Raw genomic sequence first — 16,262 nt, forward strand, 5'->3', positions numbered from 1 at the left:
GTCACAACCCATCACGCTACTGAACAGTTCCCGAGGCGGGGCCGGACGCCGGAGCGGCCCTCCGCCTGCTCCTCCGGAGGGCAGACCAGCATCCAGGCCTCGCACATCCTTCGGTTTTCTCGAAGGAGCGACGCTGGAATCCCTATTTGTGGATGGATGGGGGGCTCCTTAACTCAGAGTCCCTATGGGAAATCTAGAGAGCGTAGGCAGTCCAGCCCTGTGGGGCGGCTTCATCGCGTTCGTCATCGCGATGTTGGCGCTGGACCTGGGCGTGTTCCACCGCAAGGCGCACGTGGTGAAGGTGAAGGAGGCGCTGGGGTGGAGCGCGGTGTGGATCAGCCTGGCGCTGCTCTTCAACGCGGGCGTGTGGTGGAAGTTCGGCGCCGAGCCGGGCATGCAGTTCCTCACCGGCTACCTCATCGAGAAGTCGCTCTCCGTCGACAACATCTTCGTCTTCGTCGTCATCTTCTCCGCGCTGCGCATCCCCGCGCTCTACCAGCACCGGGTGCTCTTCTGGGGCATCCTCAGTGCGCTGGTGCTGCGCGCCATCATGATCTTCGCGGGCGTGGCGATGCTGGAGCGCTTCCACTGGCTCATCTACGTCTTCGGCGCCTTCCTCATCCTCACCGGCGTGAAGCTCTTCCTCCAGCGCAACAAGGAAGAGCACCCGGAGGACGGCTGGCTGATGCGCTTCGCCCGGCGCACCATCCCCTCCACGAGCTCCTTTGACGGGCATCACTTCTTCACGAAGGAGAACGCCCGCTGGCTGGCCACGCCGCTGTTCATGGCGCTGCTGCTGGTGGAGGCGTCGGACGTCATCTTCGCGCTCGACTCCATCCCCGCCATCTTCGCGGTGACGAGAGACCCCTTCATCGTCTTCACGTCGAACATCTTCGCCATCCTCGGCCTGCGCTCCATGTTCTTCCTGCTGGCCGGCGCGGTGGAGAAGTTCAGCTACCTGAAGGTGGGCCTGTCGGCGGTGCTCGTCTTCGTGGGCGCGAAGATGGCCGCGGTGGACTTCGTGAAGATTCCTCCCGCGCTCTCGCTGGGCATCATCGCCACCCTGCTGGGCGGCAGCATCGTCGCGTCGCTCATCAAGAGCCGGAATGCCCCGGCCGCGAAGGAGCTGCCCAAGGCGAGCGAGGCCTGAGCAGCCTCGCCCGCTGCTTCAGGAGGCGGAGGAGGCGCGTTGCAGCGCCACGAAGTCCAGCCAGGCGCGCACCGCCTCCTCGAAGTCCTCCAGGGGCAGGTGCAGCGTGCGCCCTGGAATGGCGTGCTCGGTGCGGATGGTGGCGCGCACCGGGCTGAACTCGACGCTCCAGCAGTCCCCGGGCACCTCCCAGGTGCCCATGCGGCCCGCGTGGAGCTCGTGAATCAATGCCAGCAGTCGCTCCGCCGCGCCCGAACCCGGCTGCAGCTCCTCGGAGAGGTAGTCCGCCAGCACGTCGTTCGGAGGCGTGGCTCGCACGAGCACGCTTCCCCGCGGCTCCCATGTGAATCGGAGGTTCCTCGTCGGCACGGACTCAGGGTGACATGCCACCGGGTTGCGTCACATCCGAGGACGGCGCGACGCCTCAAACAGTGAACATTCCGCGGCCGGAAAACGAAGAGGCCGTGAGCCTCGGGTTTCCCCTAAGACTCACGGCCTCTTTGAAGTGGGCGCAGCAGGGATTGAACCTGCGACCCCTGCCGTGTGAAGGCAGTGCTCTACCGCTGAGCTATACGCCCTTGCTGTGTGTCGCTGCCGCGTCGGCTTCAGCGGCGACGAACGCGGGGGTAAATGCCATCCGCCCGCGCGGGTGTCAACGCAATTTCGACTACAGCGAGTCCAGCTTCTCTTCCAGCTCACGCAGGCGGCGCTTGAGTCCTGACAGCTGCTTGCCCAGGGACTTGAACTCGCTGCGGGGCGCGAAGTGGAAGGCCTTCATCAGCTCCTCCTGGCCCCGGTCGAGCGCCTGCTTGCCCCGCTGCACCTTCCCGATGGCGGTGGCGATGGCCATGGCGCGCTTCTCGTCGGCCATGAGCTTCTCCACGGCCTTGCCGGACACGTCCAGCGCCTGCTTCTTCAAGTCGTCCCTGATGCCCATGTGGCCCCTCCCCGCTCACGGCTCGTCGATGTACTGCGTCTGCAGCTTCGCGAAGACCCGGTCGGCGATGCCCTTGTACTTCATGCGCTCGATGAGCGGCTGCAGGTCGCCCTTCATGGAGATGCGGCGCTTGAGCACCGCCTCCACGGGGTCCAGTGTGCCCTTCAGGAGCTGCTTCCAGACGGTGTACGGCGCGCGCGCCAGGTAGACGGGCTCCAGCTCGTCCAGGTCGTCCGGATCCGCGAGCACGCGAGCCTTTTCAATCCGGCACTCACCGGGGACGACGTGGACCACGAACGTCTTGGCCAGCTTGCCCGGCTCGGCCTCCACCACGGCCCCGAAGTCGCCCTTCCAGCCCTTGCCGGCGACGGCGCACTCGGGGTCCTCGTTGGTGAGCCGGACGGCCTCGTCCAACCACTCCTTCGACGGGAACTTCGGCATCGCGGACTCCCTAGCCCCTCCGGAAGATGCTCCCGATGCGAGACAGGAGCCCCCCGTTGTCGCTGGCGTTGCTCGACGAGGGCCCCTGCTGGGTATTGCGCGAGGCGGCCTCCTGCAGGGCCCGCTTGAGCTGCTCGGGCGTGTCCCGCGTGGCGAGGTCCACCTTGCGCATCCCGCTGGCCTCCTCCACCGTCACCTGGAGCAGACACTCCTCGGTGAGGCGGAAGTCGATCTTCCGGCCCGCGGCGGCGGAGGGCACGCGCACGGTGCCCAGGTACTCGTTGTCCACCAGCATGTCGCTGTCGCCCTGGTAGATGTCCAGCTCGATGAAGGGCGAGCCCGGCTCCTTCGGCGGAGGCAGGCGGAAGCTCTTCACCAGGGGGATGAGCGAGTTCTTCTCGATGATGCGCTTCACGCGGCCGTTGGGCATCGCGTAGCCGATGGGCATGGACAGCGCGTCCAGCAGCGTCACCGCGTCGATGCTGCCCAGCGAGTCGCCCAGCAGCGCCGCGCCCAGCGCCACGCACTCGTCCGGGTGGACGCCCTTGCGCGGGGCCTTGCCGAAGTGCGCCTGGATCTTCTGCTGCACCAGCGGCATGCGGCTCTGGCCGCCGACGAGGATGATCTCGTCGATCTCCGCGCGGGAGATGCCCTTCTCCTCCAGCACGCGGTCGCAGATGTCGAAGGTGCGGTCCACCAGGTCGCCGGAGAGGCTGTTGAGGAACTCGCGCGTCAGGGGGATGCGCAGATCCAACGGCTTGCCCTTGCGCTCGTCGATGAAGGGCAGGTCGATGACGACGTTGGGGATGAGCGTCAGGTCGATCTTCGCCGCTTCCGCCGCGTTCTTGATGCGCTGGAGGGCGATGGGGTTCTCCGTGAGGTCGACCTTGTTCTCCTCGCGGAAGCGCTCCAGCACGTACTCCATGATGCGGTTGTCGAAGTCCGTGCCGCCCAGGAAGGTGTCGCCGCCAGTGGCCAGCACCTCGAAGACGTTGCCGGCCAGGTGGAGCACGGACACGTCGAAGGTGCCGCCGCCCAGGTCATAGACGAGGACCTTCTGGTCCAGGCCGCGGTTGAAGCCGTAGGCCAGCGCCGCCGCGGTGGGCTCGTTGACGATGCGCTTCACGTCGAAGCCGGCCAGCCGCCCGGCCTCCTTCACCGCGTTGCGCTGGTTGTCGTTGTAGTAGGCCGGGACGGAGATGACCGCCGCGTCGATGGGGCCGCCGAGGAACTGCTCGGCGATGGTCTTCACCTGCCCGAGCACGAAGCTGGACACCTGGGGCAGCGAGTACAGCTTGCCGCCGAGCATCACCGCCGCGTCGCCGTTGGGGCCCTCGACGATGTCGGAGGGGAAGTACCCCTTCAGGTCCTCCACGGCCTTGGAGTTGTACTTGCGGCCGATGAGCCGCTTGGTCCCCCAGAGCGTGTTCCGGGGGTTGGTGACCATCTGGTCCTTGGCCACCCCGCCCACCACCAGCTCCCCGCGCGAAGACAGGGCCACGACGGACGGCAGCGTGAGGTTGCCGCGATCCGTGGGGACGATCTTCGGGATGCGGTTGCGCACGGAGGCCACCAGCGTGTTGGTGGTGCCCAGGTCAATCCCGACGATGCGAGGTCTGTCCGCCATGAAGTTCGGGGGGCGTGGGCCAGTGGAGGCGCGCCTGCCCTCCACTCTCTATCACGTCGCGGTGGCGCGTGCGCGTTTCTGGGCGTCCGGCTCAGGGCTCCGGGTCCGGGTCGCCCGGCGGGGGCTCGGCCGGTCCCTGGGGTAGGACGTCGGGCGCCGCCTCCCGGGGCGGTGCGACTGGCGGCTCCTCCACGGTGGCCAGGACGAGCCGATCATAGGGAGCCTCCTCTCCCACCGGCAGCTCCTCGATGAAGCGGGAGACGCGCAGGAGGATGCGCTCTCCGTCCCGGGGCAGCACTGTCAGGGGGTACACCAGCGCCAGCTCGTCCCGGGCCCGCGTCAGGGCGACGTAGAACAGCCGGCGCTCTTCCTCTTCCTCCTCGGGCAGGCGGGAGGCCAGCGACAGGGGGAAGCGACCGTCGGCCAGCCAGAGGACGAAGACGGCCCGCCATTCCAGCCCCTTGGCCTGGTGGACGGTGGACAGCGTCAGGTACTCGTCCGGAGTGTCCGTCTGCGCGTCGCCCGCCAGGGCCTGGTCGGCGGCGAACTCCGCGACGAGGGCGATTTCGGACAGGAAGCGCGGCAGGTCCTCGAAGCGGGCGGCGAACTCCGCGAGCTGGCGGATGTCCTCCTCCCGCTGCTCCTCCACGGCGAACTCGGCCTTGAGGTACTCCGCGTACCCACCGGCCAGGACGTCCTCGATCAACACTCCCGGTGTGCGTGCCGCCTCCGGCCGGGTGAGCCGCCCCATCAGGTCGGAGAAGGCCTGGAAGCCCTTCTGGGCCTTGCGCGGCAGGTGGGCCCGGACGTCGGCGTGGACCAGCCCCTCCGCCAGGGGCGTGCCGTCGGGGAGCGCGCGCAGGGTCGTCCACAGGTGCTCCGTCGTCGCGGGGCCCACGCCGGGCACGCGCCGCACCACCCGCTTGAAGGCGAGCTCATCCGCGGGGTTGTTCACCAGCCGCAGGTGGGCGAGCACGTCCTTGATGTGGGCCTGTTCGAAGAAGCGCACTCCGGAGCGCACGCGGAAGGGGATGCCGCGGCGGGCCAGCTCCAGCTGCAGCTCCAGGGAGTGGCTGTGGGCGCGGTAGAGGACGGCCATGGCCTCCAGTGACAGGCCCTCGTCGCGCAGCTCGAGGATGCGCTGGGCCACGAAGATGGCCTGCTCTGCGGCGTCCTTCGTGGGGACGACGACGGGCATGGCGCCCGGGGGCCGCGCCGCCGTCAGCTCCTTGGGGAACTGGCGCTCGTTGCGGGAGATGGACGCGTTGGCGAGCCGGAGGATTTCGGGGGTGGAGCGGTAGTTGCGCGTGAGCGTGAAGACGGCGCAGCCGGGGTAGCGCTCGGGGAAGCCGATGATGTTGGTGAAGTCCGCGCCTCGGAAGCTGTAGATGGACTGACAGTCGTCGCCCACCACCGTGAGGTCCTTGCGCTCCCCGGCGAGCAGGTCCACGAGGTCGCCCTGGAGCCGGTTGGTGTCCTGGTACTCGTCCACGAGGACGCAGCGGAAGCGCTCGGTGAGCTGCGCGCGGATGCCGGCGTGCTGGGTGAGCAGCCGCTTCAGGTGGAGCAGCAGGTCATCGAAGTCCATCAGGTGCATCTGCGCCTTGCGCTGCTGGTAGCGCGCGGCGGTGGCGAGCACCTCGGGGGCCAGGGGGAGGAACTGGGGGCGGCGGTCCACCAGCACCTGGGACACGGGCTGCTGGAGGTTGGTGGCCATGGACACCAGGTCCAGCACCAGCTCCGGCCGGGGGAAGCGCTTGTCGCTCTTGAGCTTGCGCTCGGCGATGCACGTCACCATGAGGTCTCGCGCGTCCTCGCGGTCCAGCACGGTGAAGTTGGTGGAGAAGCCCAGCACGCCCGCGTGCTGGCGCAGCAGCACGTGCGCGGCGTGGTGGAAGGTGCCGCCGAGGATGCGCTTCACGTCCGCGAAGGAGCCGGCCAGCTCCTCCACCCGCCGCGTCATCTCGCGCGCGGCCTTGTTGGTGAAGGTGAGCAGGAGGATGCCCTCCGGCGGCACGCCTCGCTCCAGCAAACGGGCCACGCGGAAGGTGAGCGTGCGCGTCTTGCCGGAGCCCGCGCCGGCGATGACGAGCACCGGCCCCTCCTCCGCCTCCACGGCCGCGAGCTGCTCCTCGTTGAGGAGGGCGGCGTAGTCGATCCGCGACGACGGCTTCGCGGGGGCGACCTTGAGCGTGTACGTGCGCGTGGCCATGGGGCGGGGAACTCTAACCGCCCCGCCCTTCGCGGACACTTTGATCAGAGCGTTTGATCAGAGCGGATCAGGGCACGGGCTTCAGGGCCGTCAGCCGGGCCCCCGCGGCGGCGCGGACCTGGGGGGATGGATCCCGCTCCCTCGCCAGCTCGAGCAGCAGTCGCCCCACCTGCTGGGGCAGCTTCGTGGTCACCGCGTCCAGCGCGGCGGTGCGCTCCTTCACCGCGCCGTCCAGCCGCTCGCGCACGCCCTGGTCGGAGCAGGTGCGAGCCCCGGGCGACTGCTCGCGGAGGATCAGTTCGGCATCCGCCAGCCGGGCCTCGGCCAGCCGCTTCGCCTCGGCCGCCCTGCGCTCGAACTCGGCCAGGTCCTCGGCGAACTCGGGGGTGGCCGCGCGAGCGCGGGCGATGGCCTCCGTGGCGAAGCGCGCGTTGACGGCCGCCGCGCAGAGCTGCCGCACCGAGCCCACGGGGATGCGTCCCTCGGTCGTCACGGTCTCCTCGTTCGCGACCTCCAGCGACCACAGCGCGAGCTGCCGCGCCGCCACCGCCGCGGAGAAGGACTGCTTGCGCTCCTCGCGGATCTGCACCCAGCGGCGCAGCACCACCGGATCCGGCGCGCCGCCGTCGAAGGCGCGCTGGTACTCCGTGGACGCCTGGACGAGCTGGCCGGAGAGGTCCAGCAGCACCGCCACCTGGAGGTACAGCTCCGCGCTCGTCGCCCGCTCGCGCAGCGACTCCAGGCGCGAGGCCACCTCGTACTCCGCCACTGGGCGCGGCAGCGCGGAGAGCACGGTGCGCAAGGACTCCAGCGCGTACTGGCGCACCAGCGGGTTGCGCGCGGAGCGCAGCGCGTCCAGCAGCGGATCCAACGCGCGCACGGAGACGTGCTGGCCCATTTCCTCGGCGGCCTGCCAGCGGTCCAACGCGTCCGGCGCCACCAGCGCGCGCTTCAGGTCCTCCAGGTCGCGCAGGTAGTGCGCCACGTGCGCGGCCTGGGCCAGCGGCTCGGGGCGCGCCAGGGCGGCGCGCTCGGCGCGGGCCCGGGTGAGGCGCTCGGGGAAGCCGGTCAGCTTCGGTCCCAGCGGGTGCGCCTTCACGCGCGCCTCGGCCTCGTCCACCAGTCCGGAGACGAGCAGCCCCTCCACCTCCAGCTCCAGCAGCAGGACGCGCGCCTCCTCGCGGTGCGCGCCGGCCGGGAAGTCCTTCAGGTACGCGAAGAGCTTCGTCGCGCCGGAGGCCTTGGCCTCCGCGAAGGCCTGGCCGTCCAGCCGTGACTCCACCTCCTGGCGACGGGGATCATCCGGCGAGGCCTTCAGGTAGTCCGCCAGCTTCCGCGGGTCGTCGGTGCTGGCCAGCTCGCGGGCCTCGGCCTCGGCCAGCAGGCGCTTCGCCTCGTCGCGCTGCGCGCCGGCCGGGTGCTCCTGGAAGAACTGCTTCCAGGCGCCCACCGTGCCGGCCTCCTTCGCGGCGTTGAAGCGCAGCCCCTCCAGCAGCGTCTTCGCGGTGCGAGACGGCCCGGCGTCCGGGTACGCCTCCAGGTAGCGCTTGTAGCCAATCACCGTGTGCAGCCGCTTCGCCTCCTCGAACTCCAGCTCCGCCAGCCGCGACTCGGCGGCGTCGACGTCCGGGTGCGTGGGGTGCTCGCGGAGGAACGTCTGGTACGCCTCCACCGTGTCGGCGCTCGCGGCCCGCTCATAGGGCGACGGGATGCAGCCGGTGGCCAGCAACAGGACGGCGAGGGCTCGACGGAGGGAGGCCATTCACCCCCAGCAATACCGCACCCACGCTCACCCGGAAACCCGAGCCGCGACGGCCGGTTGCCTGGGTGGGTTTTTTGACGACACCCGAACTCGGGTCGAGCATGGCTGCCTCAGGACGCTACAGGGAGGTCGCTCCATGAGGTCGGTTGCGCTGATGGGAATCCTCGCGGTGATGGCGACGGGGTGTGCCGCCACCCGCGCGCCGCTGGAGCCCTGGCTGGACTCCTACAGCCTGCGCTACCGCTCCGCCTCCCCGCCCGCCTTCCCGCGCGAGTCGCTCTCCAGCCCCGTCGTCGCCGAGCAGCCGGCACGCGCGCCCTCGCGCATGACGGTGTCCTCGGGCAAGACCCGGACGAAGCCGGTGGCCTCCCGCGCTCCGAAACCGGTGGCCACGAAGCCCGCCGTCACCCCGGCCCGCGCCACGGAGTCCGCCACTCCCCGCGAGACGGTCCTCGCCACGGCGCGCGCACTGGTGGGCAAGTCCCAGGTGGTCCTCAACGGGCGCAAGTACCCCGCCGACTGCACCGGCCTCATCGAGGGCGTCTATGCCCAGGCCGGCGTCAACTTCCGCGGCACGCTCAAGCCCGGCGACAACGGCGTCACCGCCCTCTACCGCCATGCCCGTGCGCGCGGCCGCGTGTACACGGAAGGCCGGCCCGTGCCCGGCGACCTCGTGTTCTTCCGCGAGACGTATGACCAGAACCGGGATGGCCGTCGCAACGACGGGCTCACCCACGTGGGAATCGTGGACGCCGTGGACACCGACGGCACCGTCACCGTCATCCACCGCGTGCGCCGGGGCGTCGTGCGCTACCAGATGAACCTCGCCCGCCCCCACCTGCCGCGGAATCCGAAGACGGGCGAGGTGCTCAACGACTACCTGCGCCACCCCGGTCCCAACCGCGAGCCCGTGCTCACCGGCCAGCTCTTCGCGTCCTTCGGCAGCGTGCTGCCCGCAGTGCCCGCAAAGACGAAGCCGGTGCCGGTGGCGCTCCGCTAGAGCCCCACCGCACCGGCTGTCACTCGCGTCCCGGGGCCGTGACGAACAGGCTCCCGGGCGCGATGTTCATGTCACCTCACGCTCGCGCGGTGCGGTCCCACGCGGCGCGCTGCGTGTTGCGCAGGAAGCGCCAGAAGCCCACGACGATGGCCAGATTCATGGTCACGAAGTAGTAGGCCACGGAGGCCACCCGCTTCGACGTGCCCCGCTTCAGCACCCCCGTCTTGCCCAGGTACGCCAGCGCGTAGAACAGCGCCTGGCCGAAGAGGGTGAAGCGGTAGAACATGCTGTCGAGCAGGAACACGTTGGCCAGCAGCGCCACGCCCATCAGCGCGGGCGCGCACCAGCGCAGCAGCTTGTGGGACCAGAACGCGAAGGCGGGGAAGCCAGCCGTCGGCAGGAGCAGCCCCGGCACCATGCGCAGGCTCTGGAAGTTGCCCGCGGCGATGCGCGCCCGGCGGCCGAACTCCTTGCCGTAGTCCTCGGTCGTCTCCTCGTGAGCAACTGCCTGCTCCTCGTAGACGACCTTGTAGCCCTTCTCCAGGATGCGCAGCGGAATCACGAAGTCGTCGACGATGGTGGACGGCGGCAGCTCCGTGAACAGGGTGCGCCGGATGGCGTACAGGCCGCCGTTGGCCCCCACCACCGCGCCCCGCCGCCCCTCGTACATCTTGATGAGCGACTCGTAGCTCCAGTACGCGCTCTCCTCGTAGTCCTGCTTCGTCGGATTGTAGAGCTTGAGCTTGCCGCAGACGGCCCCCACCTCCGGGTCGTCGAAGTGGCGCACGAGCCGTTCAATGGCCTCCGGTTCGATCATCGTGTTCGCGTCCGAGAGGACCACGATGTCGCCCTTCGCCATGGGGATGCAGCGGTTGAGCACCGTCGTCTTGCCCGCGCGCGGCGCCGGAGACAGCCGCACCCGAGCGTCCGGGCACTTGCGGACGATGTCATCCGTGCCGTCCGACGAGCCGTCCGAGCCGATCACCACCTCGAACTTCTCGGTGGGGTACTGAAGCGCGAGGCTGTTCTCCAGCTTCTGCTGGATGCAGGACGCTTCGTTGTACGCCGCCACCACCAGGCTGACCGAGCTCTTCGGCCCTCCCCTGCGCGCTACCTGTCGGCCCGCTCCAGCTCCGCCCCGCATCGCCCGCATGTTCTGGACGACCTGCGCCCCTCCATCCAGTACGAACAGGATGAGTGGGTAGAGAAAGTACGTGTGCGCGAGCAGCAGCGCGGCACACCAGAAGAAGACCTCCGCCATCGACCATGCCTCCCGTAACCCAGTCCCCGAATCTGCATGGGGTCTAGCAATACTTGAGCCAGTCTCTTTGCGGCGGAATCTGCCCGGGAGTGCTCGGGCTGGCGGTGGATCAGCCCGTGAGGGACTGGACTTTCTCCAGCCCACGGGCGCCACCGGACGGTTGTCGTTTCAGGGCTTCTCGGCGCCCGCGTCGAGTTGCTCGAGCAGCCTGCTCGCCAGCTGGTGGTTGGGGTTGAGGGCGAGCACGTCGTCCAGCAGCGAACGAGCCGCGGCCGGATCATTCAGGCGCAGGGCCAGGCGAGCGCCCAGGACATAGGCGCGCAGCAGGGTGCGGTCCTCCTGGCGCAGCGTCTCCAGCTCCTTGGAGACCTCCATCAGCGAGTCCGGCGGTGAGCCGGAGCTGAGCGCGTACTCGGCCCGGGCCAGCGTGCTCCACGTCTTGGACGAGCCCTCCACGTTGCGCAGCCGCTCGGCCAGGGCCAGCGCTTCTGGGGCCACCGTCACGCCGGCATGGATGGCGCGCGCCTTCAACCGGGCCACCAGCGCCGGGGCGGGCTCCACCTCGGGCCCCATGGCCAGGACGGAGAGCTGCGTGTACAGGTCCTTGCGCAGCGTGTCCGCGTCGCTCCGGAGCGGGGCCAGCGCGCCGGCGATCTCCGCCAGCTCCTTGTCCACCGCCTCCCCTCCCCCGGCCTCCTGCTTCTCCCGCCTCAGCTTTTCGGAGCGCAGCTGGAGCCGCTCGGTCTCCGCCTGCAGGTCGGACAGTCGCAGCGACTGGGCCACGGCCAGCTCGGCCTGGGCCTCGATGTACTTCGGGTGCGCGGCGTTCAGGGTGCGCAGGCGCTGGATGGCCTGCTCGCGCGAGGCGGAGTCATCCCGGCGCAGCAGCGCCGCCGCGCGGTCCTTGTCCTCCACCGCCGCCGCCGGCATGTCCGTGTCCCGGTCGCGCCACGCCGGGTAGGCCAGCACGGCCGTCAGCACGAGCCCCGCCGCCACGGCCAGCGCAATCCACAGTCGCTCACGGCCGCTGGACGCACTTCCGGAGTCGAAGGGCGGCCTCGACGAAGCAGGTGCCCGAGTCGCCGCGAGCAGCTCCGGAGGCAACTCCACCTGGGCGCGGCGCGCGGTGCTCCCCGCCCCGGAGACGGGCTCGACGGCCGCGGGCCCCTGCGACGTCGGGCCGAAGGGCAGCAGCGTCTCGGAGCCCACGGGCTCGGGAGGCAGCTGGATGCCGGTGTCCTCGCCGGGAGCGGAGGCCACCGCGCCGAAGAGGTTCGTGCGACCACTGGTGGCGCCCTGCCCCGGCGGCTCGGGAGACACCGCGCCGAAGGCCTGGGTCGTCACCGGTCCGCGAGCCTCCTCGGGAGGTATCGCCGGCACCGCGCCAAACGCCTGGGTCTGGCCCATGGGGGTATGCGAGCCGCGGGCCGGGAAGATGCCGGAGGTCGACCTCGGGGGAATACCTGACTCGGGCGGCGACACCGGCGCCTGGCCCGTGACGCGCTCCGAGCCGACAGGCGTCTCGTGCGCGGGGACGGCACCGAATGTCTGCGTCCTCCCGATGGGCGAGGACGCGTCGTGCGCGGGCACGGCGCCGAACGCCTGGGTGTGGCCCTGCGACGGGGAGCCTCGCGCTGGGACAGCGCCGAACGTCTGGGTGGTGTTGCCAGGAGAGGAGCCGCTCTGGGCAGGCACCGCGCCGAAGGTCTGCGTCGCATTGCCAGGTGCGGCGGCCTGCGCAGACACCGCACCAAACGTCTGCGTCGCATTGCCCGGAGCAGCAGCGCCCTGCGCCGGCACCGCACCGAAGGTCTGCGTCGCATTGCCCGGGGCCGTCGAGCCCTGGGCCCGCACGGCCCCGAAGGTCTGCGTTGCATTGCCAGGCGTGCTGCCCTGCGCGGGCACCGCGCCAAACGTCTGCGTCGCGTTCCCCGGCTGCGCCGCCACCGCCCCGAACGTCCGGGTCACACCCACGGGCGCAACGGAGGGCGGAGGAGGAACGGCCGGGCCCGACCTGTCAGCCGCCTGCACCGCGCCAAAGGTCTGCGTCGTATTCGGCACCGGCGTGGAGGCCGCCCCGTCCAGCTGAGGCTTCGGATGCGGCCCCGAGCCGAAGATCTGCGTGGACGTCATCTGCGAGCGGCCCGCGCCAAAAATCTGCGTGGAGCTCGGGACCGGCGTCGCACCGCCCGGCGTCGTCGAAGCGGGCCGAGGGGCCGGCGCCTGTCCGTTGGGAGAGGCCATGAACACATGGCCACAGCGCGTACACTGGACCGACGCGCCTCCCGGGGGAAGCAGGCGGGGGTCGAGCACGTACTGCATGGAGCACTGAGGGCAGGAGATCTGCACGCACCGTGCTTACCACACGGGCCCGGCGTCCGGAGCGGCTCCCAATGACGTGGCCGCCTGGAGGGTCTGCAACTTGGCAGCACCCACGCCCGGGACGTCATCCACCGCATCCCAGCTCGCGAAACCACCGCCGTCCTCGCGGGCCTCCACGAGGCGCCGGGCCAACGCGGGCCCCACGCCCGGCAGGAGGGCAAGCTCGTCCTCGGTGGCGGTGTTGAGGTCCAACCGGCGGCCCAGCGCCAGGGCCTGCGCCCCCGACGGCGCGAGCCCCGCGCCGCAGGTGGCCACCCCGTCCGCGCCAATCCGCACCGCCTCCGGCGCGCAGTCCAGCGCCGGAGCGGAGTCGGGCCACTGCAGGCGAGCCACTGCGCCCAGCCCGATCACCCCCAGCGCGGCGACGGCGAGCGCGGCGGTGCGACCCGCCACGGACTCAGACCTTCTCGCCCTTGAGGGCGGCTGTCTCGGAGACGGCGGAGACGCCCTCGGGAGGCATGGGCTGATCCAACCCGAACGCGGTGTGCAGCGCGCGCACGGCCAGCTCCGTGTACTTGGAGTGGACCACGCACGACACCTTGATCTCCGACGTGGAGATCATCTGGATGTTGATGCCCTCCGACGACAGCGCCTGGAACATTCGCGCCGCCACGCCCGAGTGGTTGCGCATGCCCACGCCGACGATGGACACCTTGGCGATGTTGTCGTCCGTCTCGATGCCCGCGGCCTGGATGTCCTGGGCGACTTCCTTCACCACCTCCTGAGCCTTGGCGAAGTCCGTCTTGCCCACCGTGAAGGTCAGGTCCGTCCGGCCATCCCGCGCCGGGTTCTGGACGATGAGGTCCACCACGATGTGCTTCTCGTCGAGCGCGCCGAAGATCTTCGCCGCCGCGCCCGGAACGTCCGGCACGCCGCACACGGTGATCTTCGCCTCGTTCCGGTCGTAGGCGACTCCGCGGACCAGCACGTCCTCCATGGACTTGTCCTCCTCACACACGAGAGTGCCGGGGTCATCGGTGAAGGACGACTTCACCCAGAGCGGCACCTTGTACTTCATGGCGAATTCGACGGAGCGGATCTGCAGCACCTTGGCCCCCACGCTGGCCAGCTCGAGCATCTCCTCGTAGGTGATGCGGTCCAGCTTGCGCGCGGCGGGGACCATGTTCGGGTCGGTGGTGTAGACGCCGTCCACGTCCGTATAGATTTCACACGCATCGGCCTGGAGCGCCGCGGCCACCGCCACCGCCGTGGTGTCCGAGCCTCCACGTCCCAGCGTGGTGACGCTCCCCTCCTCGTCCACACCCTGGAAGCCGGCGACCACGACGATGTGGCCCTTGGCCAGGGCGGCGCGGATGGGCTGCGCGTCGATGCTCTTGATGCGTGCTTTGGAGAAGGTGCTGTCGGTGACGATGCGCACCTGGTGGCCGAGGAAGCTGGTCGCCTTCCCCTGCTGGGCCTGGATGGCCAGCGCCACGAGGCCGATGGAGACCTGCTCACCGGTGGCGACAATCACGTCCTGCTCGCGCTCGTCGGGCCGGTCGGTGATCTGCGCCACGAGTTTGAGCAGGCGGTTCGTCTCACCCGACATCGCCGAGACGACGACCACGACGTCATGTCCTGCTTCCTGGGCGGCCAGGCAGCGGAGGGCGACGTTCTTGATGCGGTCGACGTTTCCCACCGAGGTACCGCCATACTTCTGGACGATCAATGCCACGGCGCCTGCGACCTCCCTCTTCAGTCGGGCCGGAGCTATACGAGCAGCGCCCTCGGGTGTAAAGCGCCCGCAGCCGGCATTCTGGCGTTTACGCACCCCTTTGGAGCCCCAATGTCTCGCGCTCGCATCCTCATCGACGGTGACACCCTCAAGCTGGAGGAAATCCTCCAGGTGGCCCGGAACGAGGCCACCGTGGAGCTGGCCCCGCAAGCGGCCACCCGCGTCCGCGCCTCGCGCGCCCTGGTGGACCGGGTCGCCGCCGGGGACACCCCGTCCTACGGCATCAACACGGGCTTCGGCACGCTGGCCGAGGTCCGCATCGACAAGAAGGACCTTCGGGACCTTCAGCGCAACCTCATCCTCTCGCATGCATGCGGCGTGGGCACGCCCCTGCCCCTGCCGGAGGCCCGGGCGCTGCTGCTGCTGCGGTGCAACGTGCTGGCCAAGGGCTACTCCGGCATCCGCCCGGAGACGCTGGGCCTGGCGCTGGACATGCTGAACCGGGACGTGGTGCCGGTGGTGCCCGAGCGAGGCAGCGTGGGCGCCTCGGGTGACCTGGCGCCGCTGGCGCACCTGGCGTTGGTGTTCATCGGCGAGGGCGAGGCCTTCCACCAGGGCCAGCGGATGCCGGCGCGTCAGGCATTGGAGAAGGCCGGACTGCAGCCGGTGGTGCTGGAGGCCAAGGAGGGCCTCGCGCTGGTGAATGGCACGCAGGCCATGTGCGCGGTGGGCACGCTGCTCCAGCTCCGCGCGGAGACGCTGGCGGACATCGCGGACGTGGCGGGGGCGATGACGCTGGAGGGCCTGCTGGGCAGCCACAAGCCGTTCATCCCGGAGATTCACGACGTGCGCGCGCACCCGGGCCAGAAGGCCTGCGCGGCGCACCTGCGGCGGATCCTGGTGGGCAGTGAGCTGGTGGAGACGCACGTCAACTGCAGCAAGGTGCAGGACCCCTACTCGCTGCGCTGCATGCCGCAGGTGCACGGCGCGGCGCGCGAGGGCATGGCCTTCGCGCGGCGCATCCTGGAGGTGGAGGTGAACAGCGCGACGGACAACCCGCTGGTGTTCACGGAGACGGAGCGGATTGTCTCGGGCGGCAACTTCCACGGGCAGCCCATCTCCCTGGCGATGGACGTGGTGGCGATGGCGCTGACGCAGCTGTCGTCCATCAGCGAGCGGCGCGTGGAGCAGCTGGTGAACCCGTCGCTGTCGGGGCTGCCGGCGTTCCTGGCGAAGAACTCGGGGTTGAACTCGGGCTTCATGATTGCGCAGGTGACGAGCGCGGCGCTGGTGGCCGAGTCCCGAGTGCTGAGCCACCCGGCGTCGGTGGACTCGATTCCGTCCTCCGCGGGCCGCGAGGACCACGTGTCCATGGGCATGACGGCGGCGCTCAAGGGCAGACAGGTGAGTGAATTCACGCGTTCGTGTCTGGCCATTGAGGTGCTGTGCGCGGCGCAGGCGCTGGACTTCCGGCTGCCGGTGAAGCCCGGCAAGGGCGCGCTGGCGGCGTATGAGCTGGTGCGCAGCAAGGTGCCGCACATGGACAGGGATCGTGAGCTGCACAAGGACATCGAGGCGGTGAGCCAGCTCATCGACTCGGGCGCGCTGCACGCGGCGGTGAAGTCCGCCACGGCCTGAGGCCACGGGTTCGATTCCCGTACTCCTCGCCATTCCAAGCCCAGCAATCCTCAGGGGTTGCTGGGCTTTTCTCCGTCCCCTCAACTCCCCATGCCGCAGCCCCGTCTTGAGCGCCAACAGAACCAATGCGCGCCATGGCCTATCGCTCCGAGGACGTAGCCCACGCCCCGGCCACTC

Annotated in this window: 13 protein-coding genes, 1 tRNA gene and 1 pseudogene; 3 read left to right on the forward strand and 12 right to left on the reverse strand. The window is 69.9% G+C overall.

Annotated elements, in window-relative coordinates; translation table 11 throughout:
- Positions 1-184: 184 nt before the first annotated feature.
- The gene (locus G4D86_RS01995) at positions 185-1,150 is read left to right on the forward strand and encodes a TerC family protein (protein WP_163988762.1); all 966 of its coding nucleotides are present in this window, start codon (positions 185-187) and stop codon (positions 1,148-1,150) included.
- Between the two features lie 18 nt (positions 1,151-1,168).
- On the opposite strand, the gene G4D86_RS02000 is transcribed toward G4D86_RS01995, so the two are convergent.
- The 7 genes from G4D86_RS02000 to G4D86_RS02030 form a co-directional block, all read right to left on the reverse strand.
- Positions 1,169-1,468: a hypothetical protein gene (locus G4D86_RS02000; protein ID WP_240359989.1), complete on the reverse strand. Its 300-nt coding sequence runs from the start codon at positions 1,466-1,468 to the stop codon at positions 1,169-1,171.
- A gap of 188 nt (positions 1,469-1,656) precedes the next feature.
- A tRNA-Val gene (locus G4D86_RS02005) sits at positions 1,657-1,728 on the reverse strand.
- Positions 1,729-1,817: 89 nt separating this feature from the next.
- Complete coding sequence (locus G4D86_RS02010; protein WP_163988766.1) at positions 1,818-2,087, reverse strand: hypothetical protein; 270 nt, start codon at positions 2,085-2,087, stop codon at positions 1,818-1,820.
- 15 nt (positions 2,088-2,102) lie between these two features.
- Complete coding sequence (locus G4D86_RS02015; RefSeq protein ID WP_163988768.1) at positions 2,103-2,528, reverse strand: SCP2 sterol-binding domain-containing protein; 426 nt, start codon at positions 2,526-2,528, stop codon at positions 2,103-2,105.
- 10 nt (positions 2,529-2,538) lie between these two features.
- Positions 2,539-4,155: an Hsp70 family protein gene (locus G4D86_RS02020; RefSeq protein WP_163988770.1), complete on the reverse strand. Its 1,617-nt coding sequence runs from the start codon at positions 4,153-4,155 to the stop codon at positions 2,539-2,541.
- Between the two features lie 91 nt (positions 4,156-4,246).
- Positions 4,247-6,367, reverse strand: a complete 2,121-nt coding sequence (locus G4D86_RS02025) for an ATP-dependent helicase (RefSeq protein WP_163988772.1) — start codon at positions 6,365-6,367, stop codon at positions 4,247-4,249.
- A 67-nt stretch (positions 6,368-6,434) separates the two neighbouring features.
- Positions 6,435-8,129 (reverse strand): serine/threonine-protein kinase, encoded by a 1,695-nt coding sequence (locus tag G4D86_RS02030; RefSeq protein ID WP_163988774.1) that lies wholly within the window; start codon positions 8,127-8,129, stop codon positions 6,435-6,437.
- A gap of 136 nt (positions 8,130-8,265) precedes the next feature.
- Between G4D86_RS02030 and G4D86_RS02035 the strand changes: the two genes are divergently transcribed.
- The gene (locus G4D86_RS02035; protein WP_163988776.1) at positions 8,266-9,129 is read left to right on the forward strand and encodes a CHAP domain-containing protein; all 864 of its coding nucleotides are present in this window, start codon (positions 8,266-8,268) and stop codon (positions 9,127-9,129) included.
- A gap of 76 nt (positions 9,130-9,205) precedes the next feature.
- Here G4D86_RS02035 and G4D86_RS02040 read toward each other — a convergent pair whose 3' ends face one another.
- From G4D86_RS02040 to G4D86_RS02055, 5 genes and pseudogenes are all read right to left on the reverse strand, one after another.
- A complete protein-coding gene (locus G4D86_RS02040; protein ID WP_163988778.1) occupies positions 9,206-10,390 on the reverse strand; it encodes a glycosyltransferase family 2 protein in 1,185 nt (394 codons plus the stop codon).
- 168 nt (positions 10,391-10,558) lie between these two features.
- Entirely contained in the window at positions 10,559-12,634 is a 2,076-nt protein-coding gene (locus tag G4D86_RS02045; RefSeq protein ID WP_240359990.1) for a hypothetical protein, read from the reverse strand.
- A 6-nt stretch (positions 12,635-12,640) separates the two neighbouring features.
- A pseudogene (locus G4D86_RS54215) lies at positions 12,641-12,739 on the reverse strand (zinc-ribbon domain-containing protein); the annotation flags it as partial.
- Positions 12,740-12,748: 9 nt separating this feature from the next.
- On the reverse strand, positions 12,749-13,165 hold the full coding sequence (locus G4D86_RS02050) for a ComEA family DNA-binding protein (protein WP_163988782.1): 417 nt from the start codon (positions 13,163-13,165) through the stop codon (positions 12,749-12,751).
- Between the two features lie 4 nt (positions 13,166-13,169).
- Positions 13,170-14,447: an aspartate kinase gene (locus tag G4D86_RS02055; protein WP_163988783.1), complete on the reverse strand. Its 1,278-nt coding sequence runs from the start codon at positions 14,445-14,447 to the stop codon at positions 13,170-13,172.
- A 111-nt stretch (positions 14,448-14,558) separates the two neighbouring features.
- Between G4D86_RS02055 and hutH the strand changes: the two genes are divergently transcribed.
- Complete coding sequence (gene hutH / locus G4D86_RS02060) at positions 14,559-16,085, forward strand: histidine ammonia-lyase (RefSeq protein WP_163988793.1); 1,527 nt, start codon at positions 14,559-14,561, stop codon at positions 16,083-16,085.
- Positions 16,086-16,262 lie beyond the last annotated feature (177 nt).

The organism is Pyxidicoccus caerfyrddinensis, assembly GCF_010894405.1.
GTDB classification, from domain to species: Bacteria; Myxococcota; Myxococcia; order Myxococcales; family Myxococcaceae; genus Myxococcus; species Myxococcus caerfyrddinensis.

What these genes read in the sequence shown, in the direction of transcription:
- G4D86_RS01995 (WP_163988762.1), top strand. Translation starts at nt 185, where the DNA reads ATGGGAAATCTAGAGAGCGTAGGCAGTCCAGCCCTGTGGGGCGGCTTC.
- G4D86_RS02025 (WP_163988772.1), bottom strand. Translation starts at nt 6,367, where the DNA reads ATGGCCACGCGCACGTACACGCTCAAGGTCGCCCCCGCGAAGCCGTCG.
- G4D86_RS02040 (WP_163988778.1), bottom strand. Translation starts at nt 10,390, where the DNA reads ATGGCGGAGGTCTTCTTCTGGTGTGCCGCGCTGCTGCTCGCGCACACG.
- G4D86_RS02045 (WP_240359990.1), bottom strand. Translation starts at nt 12,634, where the DNA reads ATGGCCTCTCCCAACGGACAGGCGCCGGCCCCTCGGCCCGCTTCGACG.
- hutH (WP_163988793.1), top strand. Translation starts at nt 14,559, where the DNA reads ATGTCTCGCGCTCGCATCCTCATCGACGGTGACACCCTCAAGCTGGAG.
- G4D86_RS02030 (WP_163988774.1), bottom strand. Translation starts at nt 8,129, where the DNA reads ATGGCCTCCCTCCGTCGAGCCCTCGCCGTCCTGTTGCTGGCCACCGGC.
- G4D86_RS02020 (WP_163988770.1), bottom strand. Translation starts at nt 4,155, where the DNA reads ATGGCGGACAGACCTCGCATCGTCGGGATTGACCTGGGCACCACCAAC.
- G4D86_RS02015 (WP_163988768.1), bottom strand. Translation starts at nt 2,528, where the DNA reads ATGCCGAAGTTCCCGTCGAAGGAGTGGTTGGACGAGGCCGTCCGGCTC.
- G4D86_RS02035 (WP_163988776.1), top strand. Translation starts at nt 8,266, where the DNA reads ATGAGGTCGGTTGCGCTGATGGGAATCCTCGCGGTGATGGCGACGGGG.
- G4D86_RS02010 (WP_163988766.1), bottom strand. Translation starts at nt 2,087, where the DNA reads ATGGGCATCAGGGACGACTTGAAGAAGCAGGCGCTGGACGTGTCCGGC.